Annotated in this window: 10 protein-coding genes; 4 read left to right on the top strand and 6 right to left on the bottom strand. The window is 36.7% G+C overall.

Going from position 1 to position 10,507, the window contains the following annotated elements; genetic code table 11:
• The coding region (locus G460_RS23380; protein WP_026953539.1) for a hypothetical protein at positions 1-188 on the top strand (188 nt) is incomplete at its 5' end.
• Positions 189-217: 29 nt separating this feature from the next.
• Here G460_RS23380 and G460_RS21090 read toward each other — a convergent pair.
• The 4 genes from G460_RS21090 to G460_RS0100465 form a co-directional block, all read right to left on the bottom strand.
• Positions 218-511, bottom strand: coding sequence for a hypothetical protein (locus G460_RS21090; protein WP_035463648.1), 294 nt, complete (start codon positions 509-511; stop codon positions 218-220).
• A gap of 260 nt (positions 512-771) precedes the next feature.
• Complete coding sequence (locus tag G460_RS0100475; RefSeq protein ID WP_026953538.1) at positions 772-960, bottom strand: hypothetical protein; 189 nt, start codon at positions 958-960, stop codon at positions 772-774.
• Positions 961-1,229: 269 nt separating this feature from the next.
• A complete protein-coding gene (locus G460_RS0100470) occupies positions 1,230-1,652 on the bottom strand; it encodes a response regulator (RefSeq protein ID WP_026953537.1) in 423 nt (140 codons plus the stop codon).
• Complete coding sequence (locus G460_RS0100465; RefSeq protein WP_026953536.1) at positions 1,639-4,017, bottom strand: GAF domain-containing sensor histidine kinase; 2,379 nt, start codon at positions 4,015-4,017, stop codon at positions 1,639-1,641. The genes G460_RS0100470 and G460_RS0100465 overlap by 14 nt, the downstream gene beginning before the upstream one ends.
• A gap of 743 nt (positions 4,018-4,760) precedes the next feature.
• On the opposite strand from G460_RS0100465, the gene G460_RS0100460 reads away from it, so the two are divergent.
• On the top strand, positions 4,761-6,893 hold the full coding sequence (locus tag G460_RS0100460) for an IPT/TIG domain-containing protein (protein ID WP_084421116.1): 2,133 nt from the start codon (positions 4,761-4,763) through the stop codon (positions 6,891-6,893).
• 202 nt (positions 6,894-7,095) lie between these two features.
• Here G460_RS0100460 and G460_RS0100455 read toward each other — a convergent pair whose 3' ends face one another.
• A complete protein-coding gene (locus tag G460_RS0100455; RefSeq protein ID WP_026953534.1) occupies positions 7,096-7,578 on the bottom strand; it encodes a hypothetical protein in 483 nt (160 codons plus the stop codon).
• A gap of 408 nt (positions 7,579-7,986) precedes the next feature.
• Between G460_RS0100455 and G460_RS0100450 the strand changes: the two genes are divergently transcribed.
• Entirely contained in the window at positions 7,987-8,691 is a 705-nt protein-coding gene (locus G460_RS0100450) for an outer membrane beta-barrel protein (RefSeq protein ID WP_026953533.1), read from the top strand.
• Positions 8,692-9,019: 328 nt separating this feature from the next.
• Positions 9,020-9,502, top strand: coding sequence for a hypothetical protein (locus G460_RS0100445; protein ID WP_157366824.1), 483 nt, complete (start codon positions 9,020-9,022; stop codon positions 9,500-9,502).
• Here the strand turns inward: G460_RS0100445 and G460_RS21085 are convergent.
• Positions 9,483-10,361, bottom strand: coding sequence for a bile acid:sodium symporter family protein (locus G460_RS21085; protein ID WP_245578679.1), 879 nt, complete (start codon positions 10,359-10,361; stop codon positions 9,483-9,485). The two genes, G460_RS0100445 and G460_RS21085, sit on opposite strands and share 20 nt — an antisense overlap.
• Positions 10,362-10,507 lie beyond the last annotated feature (146 nt).

Raw genomic sequence — 10,507 nt, 5'->3', positions numbered from 1 at the left:
TTTACAGGGCAGCAAGGCACATAATGGAGGCAAATAGCATAGAGATTTTAGAAAAGATGCTCAATTTTTTAGTCAATACTGACCTTAGTAAAGAGGAGAGATTAAATAACGACCAACTCTTATCTCGGTTAGAGATAGAGGTCGGAAAGGACGTCGCGGATGTAATGACAAATTGGAAATACCAATAACTCCACAATAAACGCTAGTTCCTATTTTGCTAAGGACAATCAGGCAAGTCCTCCAATAGGTTGTGAAGGAATCCTAGTCCAGTTGCTACAAGTTGTTTTTTAGCTTGGCCTTCGACGATTTCTTCCTTGATGCTGACTGGGACATCCTTGAAATTTTCGACTATATAGAATTCAAAGAGCCCAGTCTGTATTCCGGCTATGGCTTCTTTTTCGGATACCTTCCATTTTTCCCCAGAACCATTGACTCCACCAATTTGGGTGATTTCAGTCTTATGGTTTAATCCAGTGATTTTTTGACTACACAATACTCTCAGCCGCTTCATTGATAAAAACTTAGTAGGTGCAAAGATGGCGTTTCATCCTGAATTTCCATAGCCGTGGAAACTTAAATGATAGCAGTATTTGGGTCATAAATTGACACAAATTACTGCTATTTAATTCAATGAAAACAGAAAGCTCGGAACCTGCCGTGCGTGTTGGCTGCTTAAGGAGTTTTTGGATTTTTTTACTAGGCCAGCTAAAATCGCTGTGTTTACCTGGATTATCTAAAGTTGAATAGCTCTTGATTGATCAGGGTGTTGATTTAGCCAAAGCCATAGGCTTTGTCGCTTTCAAGATGGCATTCAATAGAGAATAGTATCTCATGGATTTGTCCCAAAGCACAGCGGTAGGCATCAGTTGAATTAAAGTTGATTTCTCTGATTAAAGAAATCACATATTCATGACAGGTTTCTTGACCTTCTGATATCAGTTGAAGGTAGAGTCCCTCCATGATTTTTGTTGAATGGTGGGCAGATGGACCGCCGTATATTAACCAGAATCAAAGAATGGTGATTCTTAGGATTAAAAAGTAACCAATTTTTCCTCTGATCATATTAAAAGACGGTAGCACTCCACTTCCCTAAGATTCCTTTTTCTGAGGGGCAGTGAAGGAGTCTGGATGTATTAGTCAATCAATTTCTCCAGTTTTTTCTAAATGAAGGAAATGAGAATAATTCTGCATTTTTCTTAGAAATTCGATTTTGGCTTTTGTAGATGTTTTTACTTGGTTAAATCACTTATCAGAGAATGTAAATGAACCAATTTCTGGGAAGAGAGAGGTTTGTTGAAATAATAGACAACGCGTCTAAAGCTGGCTGCCTTGTTCAGATCGGATTCCCCTACGGATGAACTGTGCATAAACACTTTAATTTTCTCGTGAGGATCAATTTTATCGAGTTCTTCTAAAAATACCCAGCCATCTATAACTGGCATGCTAATATCTAAAAGGATAAATAGGGTTTCAATCAAAGAATTTTCACTTGAGCTATGGAGAAAGGTTTTGACGAAGTCTAAGCCCTCTTGTGGATCTTCAAATAATTCTATGGTATAATTCTTTGTGAGTGGATGAGCTTGTAGTAATTTGCTAGCTATTAAAAGACACAATTTATCATCATCCACAATCATCAATCTAATCGTTTGCATCGGGTAATTCTATAAAAAAGGTAGTTCCTTCATTGAGTTTTGATTCCGCAGAAATAGTGCCTCCAAGCGCACTGACTTTTACACGCACCATGTAGAGACCAATGCCTCTGTGTTGTTGAGAATATGTTAAGGTGTCATAGAGTTTGAATAGTCTATCCTTGTATAGCTCCATGTTAATACCTCGGCCGTTATCACGAACTATTAATATGCTCGATTTTTCTTTCTTTTTTGCTTCTATTGAAATAGTAAGCTTGGCATTGTGTTTTTTGAATTTTATTGCATTTCTTATAAGTTCTTCTAAAATCTCATAAAGATATTTTTCCACCGTCCTTACAGAAAAGCCAGTAGGGATTTGTAAATCGATAGCAATGGGTAATGATATAAGGTCTCTCCAAAAGTTAGAGATAATCGTATCGCACAGTTTTTCGATATTCACATCTTCTAAGGCAAGTTGGGTCTTATTTTGATAGTAAAGTACAGATGAGACTATATCAGTTATTTCGAGAAGGTTTTTGGCAGTTGTCTTCAGATGAGAAAAATACTCCATTTTTTCTGTGGGTGAATTCATTAATTCCATCAATTGCAAAAGTCCCTGAAAGTTAGCTACTTGTGATCTGACGTGATGATTGATAATATTGGCGAATTCGAGTGACCGTTCGTTTTGCAAAGTGACTTTGTCAACTAATTTTAAGAGATTGACCTTGTTTTCCTCAATCTGAGTGATATCCATCCCTATCAAAAGAATATCAGGAACCTCACTGAATGTATTGCCTATTGTACAGCAATCCCAAGTAGTTATAGAATTTTTGCCCGAGGTATGGGGGAGTTCTATCGTTAAAGGAAAAGATTTTCCAGGGCTTTGCAAGCACTGTGAAATTACTTCCCTGATTTTAGACAGGTTGTCATTTGGGTGCTTTTCTTCTTTATCATTCCTAAATAAAGTGGAGACTTCTTTACTCTCACCAAAGTAAATTTTAAAAGGTTCATTTGAATAGAGTAATTCCCCCTTATTATTTAATTGAAATATTAAGATATTATTGTTGTTCACCAAGGTTTTATAAAAATCAACCTGCTTTTCGGTGGAAGTTTTAACTATTGAAAGTAGATCAAGTTTAGCTTTGTCTTCGGTAACATCTTGAATAGTGCCGACAATTCGTTGTAAATGGTTGTTTTCAAATATCGGCTTACACTTAATTCTTAGTGTTTTTCCTGCATTTATGGGCCCATTATAATAGCTATGATCTCCCACATATTCTTCTGCGCTTTGAATCGTTGTCCAGATTCTGTTTTTAAGTACACTGAAATTTGGAATTCTGGCCTTTAAGGGTAGAGAATCTATTGGGCTTTGGGCAGCGGGAATATTTAAAATTCGAATAGCGTTAACTGAAAACTGCACTCTCTTGGTTGAAACCTCAAATTCCCATCCACCAACTTTTGAAATCGACTCAATTTCCTGTAAGAAAGTTTTCTTTATACTATCCTTTTTGGCAAGATCTAAAAATCGGCTTTCATTTTTAAATACTACGTAGATATCATTTCCATTTCTGTGATAGATCATATTGATATGCATGATCATGGGTAGGCCAAAATTCAAAGTGTATAAATGTGAGTATTGACTGATATCCTGATTACTAATAAGCACCTGAATGTCTTTAAAAATATTATACACTCCGTCATTTGCTCTCAAATGCTTGGTAAAATCGGGATTGACTATATCATTAAACTGAGGAACCCAATCAGGCTTAAGATTGAAGATTCTATTGTTAAGAATATTCCAATCAAGTTTGTTTTCTTTTGTGTCTACATGAAACCCTCCGAAATCCCCTACATTGGAAGTCATTTTAATGATGTTTGATTCTTTGGTTTGAGGAGAGGTATGAAGCGATCGTAAAATATTTTTTCCAGTTTGGAAAAAGGTTGAGGCCAGATTTGCATACTGCTCTAATAGATAGATCTTGTCGGGTGTGATTTTTTTTGGAGAGAAATCAAACACACATATCGCTCCAATTCGTGTATGATTTTCGAGCAGGATAGGAACAGCTGCAAAAAATTCATAGGACAGGATAGTATGGTAATAATGTAAACGATATCTATCGTCTCTACTGAAATTTTCTACAATAAGATGGGGTCGTTGGCTAAATACAAGTTCTCGAGCCAAAGACTGATGGATGCTTTCTTCATCTGACAATAGTCCATACCTTGATTTGAACCACACCCTTTTAGAGGTGACAATCGCAATAGCTGATGCCCTACATCCCGTCTTTTCTGCAATTTGCTGTGTAATCTGATCAAATTTAACTTCGTTAGGAGTGTCCAGCAGGTTGTATTTTTCAATCAACTCCTGGTTTAGTTGGGCATTTGACATGGCCTAATTTATGTTTTAGTGGCAACTGAATTGGAGGATATTTCTGCTTTTATAGGAGCTAATAGTCCCTATTTTAGCTTGTGAGCTATATCTAATTTTCGAATTGCCCTATTTGTGTTTAATGGAAATTGAAATTTTTGATACAAATAAATTTCAATTCTATCTCGCGTATCTCCTTCTTGATTTTTGCTAATTTAATTCAAATAAAATAGAATAAAATCGATAATATAAATATACGTGGCGCCACTTATATGATGTGAAAAGGTGAAGTGCAATAATATGTATTACATGATGATTAAAATGTATTTTGCGATTTCTGTTTATTTTTTTTTACTCCCAAAAAGTCAATTTATAAGCTTTAACCTTGCATATTCTTGAATTTATTAATATTTCTTTTATTGTCGATTTCTAGGTGAAGGTGGCATCTGACTTCGGGTTGTTTGGAAGAAATACCTATGAAATGAAAGGGTTTTCTATTTGTTTGTTTACCGTCCAATTGATCTAATTATAAAAGTGGAACTTTTAAATTTTTTTCAATAAGGCAATATGGTAAAAGACTGTTTAGTCCTATGTGATTTTTACTTCTACTTCTTAAAAAAGGCGTAAATGATTTTATGAATTTCAAACGCTACCAATGTCGATAAAAGTAGGGCAAATGTCGTATGTTTTAGAGAATAGTGGATGAATATTTTTGGAATCTATTAGGTCCTGTCCTTATAGGTTAACTCAAAAAATATAGTACTATGAAACGACATCTTTTAGTGAGCTTTATTTTGACGCTGTTATTTTTAAGTTCATGTGGGGATGACCCAGGTTCTCAACAGCCGATTGAGGATTTCGAAACCGATTTGAAGGGTGAAATCAACAGCAAGAACTTGAATATTAATTCAAATTCAATTCTTCCGATTTTTTTTCAGGATGAAGGAGATGACACAGGGTCATTGGAAGTCAGTTCCCAGCTCCCCAATAGTGAAAAACTGGTCTTCTTTATTGATGAAGTAAAACAAGGGACAGTTAATCTTACTCAGGTTTTTCCTGCTGTGATGGGGTATTCTTCTGATGGACTTAGATTGGAGGCAAAAGAATCCAGTGGGTCAGAAAACAAAAAAACAAGTGCCAGTATTCCAAGTTTTGTCAAGTATTCCAGCGGATCAAATACATTTTTTGCTGTTGCAGGATCACTTGAAATTAAAGTCGATGGAGCTAATATAACTGTGAGTTGGAATTTGGTTTTCAAAGGAACAGATGGGAACAATTTCACCTCAAAGGGTACATTCAATGTAGCTGATTATAAGAAGAATACTAAGTCTAGATCGCAGATCAATAATCCTACTTCTACGCTGTCTATAGCAAGTATTTCTCCTAATTATGGTAGAGCTGGTACAGAAGTAGTACTCAAGGGAACAGGCTTCAGCGGTCTTAAGACTGAGAATTCAGTGAAATTAAATGACTTGGGTATAGAAGTTCTTTCATCCACAGCAACTGAGATCAAAATCAGCATGCCGGAAGGCGGGGAGCATGGTAAATTATTATTGACTGTCTTGGGCTCAACTGCTGAAAGTGACATATACTATTACGAGCCTATCATTAGTGCCATCAGCAAAGAATCGGCAAGAGTCGGAGAGGAGCTAGTTCTTACGGGCAATCATTTTGATTTAAATAAGGACTTGTTGGAGGTGAAAATTGGAGATCAACTCATGGAAATTCTTTCCGCTACGTTGACTTCACTTACTGTAAAAGTTCCAGAAGGAGCTAAGACCTCGAAAATAAATGTGGCTCGAAAAGGGAAAGCACCTGTTGAAGGTCCTGAATTGAAGATAGTGGAAACACCACCCTCGCAAGGGCTTCCAGTGGATCAGATTTTTGAGGTAGTCAGTGGTAATCTGGTCTTTGAAGAAGTATTGAGCAATGGCAACGACTATGGTGCTATTTGGAATATTCAAATTGATCCGGATAAAAATGTCCTCTATGCAGTCACTGCAAGTGCACTTTTAAAGATAGATCTTTCTACAAATGCAGTTACCAAGCTTGCAGGTCAAGAAAGTGATATTTATAAAAATGATTTGAACATGTATAATTTTTTGACCCTTCCGATGGCCTTGTACCCTAAGGGAGATGTCTTGTATGGATTGAAAAACCCAACCTTTATGATCAGCGAGGTGAAAAATGGTTTTAGATTGAATCTTTCTACCAATACTCCAGAAATGCTTGGTGACCATAAAATAAGTAATGGTGCAGATCCCTATGGAATGTTTGTTGGCGATAACAATAGGATTTATTTACCAGAATTCATTTCTCCAGGCCCAGGCTATACTCTAGTTAGCTATGATCTGAATTTCACCGACAGAAAAATCCTTCATGAAGATGCGGGGAATTTTACTTTCTTATTGGGAATGGGAGGGAACAAATACCGCTATGTAACCAAAAGAACAATACATGATTCGAAATATATCGATGGGGATGGTGAGACCATCAGTGACTTTATCAGCTGGACGGACCAGCTCAAACCCATCCAGTTTGATACCTACACCAGGCTGATTGGAATGGATTATCGCAATTCTAATTTCTATGTACTGGCTGCAACTGCTAAAGATGGTGCTAATGTTGGAGCCACAAGCTATCCCAAGCTTCACTATAATCTTGGAATGCAAAGCAATGGAAACGGTAATTTTCAAAAAATGGGAGAGTTTTCAATCAAGCAAACTTTTCAATTTAACGGGAATACCTATTATATCAGATCACAGGAGAGTGCTTACAAGAGCTTTGCGGTAGACAAACATGGGGATGTTTACATCTTGCTACAATCTCCGATTCATCCAAGCACAGGTGAGGAATTGTCTCCTGGTGCTGGAGGGATCTATCGAGTTAAATTTTGATTGAAAATCAAGAGATTATCAGAGGGCTGTCTTTCCGAGTACGACAGCCCTTTTTTTAATGGAATACGTTGAATTATAGAGTAAATCCTTTAGTTTATGATGAATAGAGCAACTTCTTGACTGCTCCTTTGAGGCAGTAGATAAATTGGCTAGAGTATGCTTTTGTTTGGTCAACTTGCGAATCGTTTCTTTGGAAGAAAGCTTACTTCCCCAATTTGAATCTCATTTTATACGTAGCATGGAGATACCAAGGCATGGCGTTATTTGCTCCATATGCTGAAAGACTCACTGCGTTTCTCATGTTTGGATTTTTTGATTTCCATTCCGCTTCCAATTCCAAGTGTAGACCTATTCGTTGATATTTATTGGTGGCATATGCCTGGGTTTCTGGCAATGTCCCGTCATAGTAAGGATTGAAAAGAAAAGTCTCGCCTCCAAGCTGCAAAGATGGGCCGGCTGCAATTGACAAGATAAAGCCAGATGGTCTTTGGATCAGGTCATATTTCAAGGAGGGAGTAATAAACAATCCTGATGATTGTTCCTGATTTTTTTGTCCTAGTTCGAGCTTCGATTCCTCATAGCTACCCAGAGATTGGTAATAGGAAATGCCGGCATTGAAAGATGTCCTTTTGCCTAGCCTCCAATTGAATTCATTTGAGATATTAATGCCATACAAATGATTCATTGCATCTATGGAGCTACCTACTCCCAGTGTGTAGGTTTTTTTGGGTTGTCTTGCCCTTGACTTACAAGAGGAACAGTAAGAAAGAATAGCAGAGATAGAGAGATTAGAAAAGCTTTCATAATGAGTGTTTTAAAGTTTGAATTTCTCAAACCTAGGAATGCTTTCTATAGCGGGAAATAGGGCTTAGTTCTTTTTAACTAAAGGATTGTTAATAGGCTTTCAGTTTTAACTTAATAATTGTGAATTAGTCCTCAAATTCAATTATTTATATCACCAAATGGTAGCAAAATTTCATGATGGTCCCACTTGGGGAGATTTTGTTTTACATATTTGCGTCGAGGGGTGACGACACACCTTGTCCTTCAACCTCTGATCTTGTCTCATGACTATACTAAATGTGTCCCAATTATGAAAAGTTACTTATTTACCTCTATCACGATAGTGGCTTTGTTTTTCTCCCATTTGAGTTTGGCTCAAATCCAATGGGGAGTGAGAGCAGGAATGAATATGACCAATTCTGAATTTTTACAGGCTGATGGATCATCAAGGAATACTGATCCAGTTGCCCGTATTCAACTTGGTGTAACTATGGATGTACCTGTTTCCCATCAAGTTTATATCCAACCCTCTCTAATGTACCAAGGCAAGGGATTCAAAGGAACAGAAGTATGGCCAGTAGTTACAGGGGATGACAGTGAACTGAATGTTAATTTGTCTTATTTGGTGATACCTGTACAGCTAGTTTTTAAACCTCAACTTAGTGAAAATGGGAGGCTTTTGGTAGGAGTAGGGCCTTATCTAGGTTATGGATTAGGTGGGAAGTGGCAAAGTGAATCAGATTTGCTCTACGATGATATGATGCTTGCGCAACAAGAGGGAGATGTGAGTTTTACTTCTGATGGATCTGTGGGAGATATGGGTGTGTATAATTATGGCAAACCTTGGGACTATGGTGTAGGTTTTCTGTTAGGGTATGAATTTAAACAACAATACAGCTTACAAGTCAATTCTGATTTCGGACTTGCAAATCTTCAATATGAATACGGAGACTTTGATACTGGAGAGAAGCTAAAAAACTCTGCAATAGGTTTTTCACTAGGGTATAAATTTTAATACCAAATAGCTCTAAGTTATTTGAATTTTCGTTTTAGGTAGACTTTCTTGTAAACACACCTTTAAGTAGTTTTCTGCTGAAAATTAGGAATATGCTGAATATTAGCACAGATATTTAAATGTCGTATCAGCTATATTAACCTTTGATGAGGCAGGGAATTGGATGGAGGAAAATGCGCTCGTGACTATGTCACCCTATACTACCATCTCTTAACGGGGAATATCATAAAGCTCTCTACCACGGTTTGCAAAGCTATAAATACAGCTTGAGTAGTATTCATTCTTTTTTCTTCCGATACAGGATACTCAAAAGGGAATCACAAGATTTTTGATAGAACTAGTTATTATTGCCCTTAGTACTACTAGATTGATTACTGTTGATATGATTGCTGATTCTCTTTTACGACAATTTTTGTTTTCTAAAAAGCACTTAATTCGAATTTCTGTATTGGGACAGGAATTAGGGATTACCGGAAAAAGTATTGAGCATTGGATAAAGGGGAAGAGGCCTCTTCCTTCAAATTGGGAAGAACCTTTGAGAAATTTACTCTATCCTATGGTAAATGAGGATAGTGAAGAGCACAACAAACTCTATCAATTTGACCGCGTTGTAGTCTTGGAGAATGATCAAGTTTTTGAGCAGTATAAATCATTGCCCAATGTGTTGTTAGATAGAACCCATTTTCCACTACATCTCACGAATGGCGCCGAGGTGGTATATTATAAATTCATTAGTAGAAATAGGAAGGTTTCGTATGGTCTATTTTTTCTGCTTACCAGAATTAGGGGATTTAACGAAATGGATATATAATTATTCGGGATTTTTTTGACTTTACATATTTTTCGTTTGATAGTTGTGTTGATTTATAACTAATTACAATGATTTGAAGGGTGTGGAAAACCATCAAAGGAATTAACATAATTCCCCCACTTGTGCTTCCCTGGAACATTATATTAAAAAATACGGTCCCATGAACCAAGGATTTTTTTGTTCCACAAAACTGAGCCGTTATTTGATCTTCCCTGTTGAATTTGAACCACCTAGACATTGTTTCAATAAGTGAAAAGACGATATAGAATAAGATCAAAACAACAACAATAATCAAAAGTATATCCTTCCAAGACATATCTTCGAATAGATTTGTAGCAAAAGAGTGAGAAAAAGAATTGTAGATGATCAGCGTGATAATACTTTTATCAAATAGTGCCAATTGCTTACTGAATCGTAATGCATACTTTCCTAGCCAACGTTGCAGTACCATTCCTAGGATAACTGGCGAAATAATTTCAAATGCCAATTGAATATATAATCCTGAAAGATCGAATCTCCCTAACTTGTTGTTGAAAGCTAAATTCAGCAAAAGAGGAGTGATGAAAACACCAATTAGTCCGGAGATACTTGCATTGAAAATTGCGGCAGGAATATTTCCCTTGGCTATTGATACCATTACAACTGACGATGAGACGGTTGAAGGCAAAGCTGCAAAGAAGAATATACCCATCCACATGAGCTCTTGCTGTTGATTTTGTATCAATGGAAAGAATGCCAATGATAGCAATGGAAATAGAATGAAAGTGCTTAATTGAATTAAGCTATGTAGCTTCCAGTTTTGGATGCTTGCTTTTAGTTTTTGCGGACTGAGTTTTAGTCCGTAAAAGAAAAAGATCATGGAGATTCCTCAGGCTAGCATACGGTCTAACGGAAGTTTCTTTAATACAGACTGTTCGAAAGGGAAGAGATAGCCTGCCATAATTGCTAGCACTATTCCCATTAGAAATGGGTCTGGTCTGAAATTCGTTATGCTATTTTTTTTGT

It is taken from the genome of Algoriphagus vanfongensis DSM 17529 (assembly GCF_000429465.1).
GTDB classification, from domain to species: Bacteria; Bacteroidota; Bacteroidia; order Cytophagales; family Cyclobacteriaceae; genus Algoriphagus; species Algoriphagus vanfongensis.
Note: the sequence above shows the minus strand (reverse complement) of the source record. Positions and strands in the feature narration are given on the sequence as shown.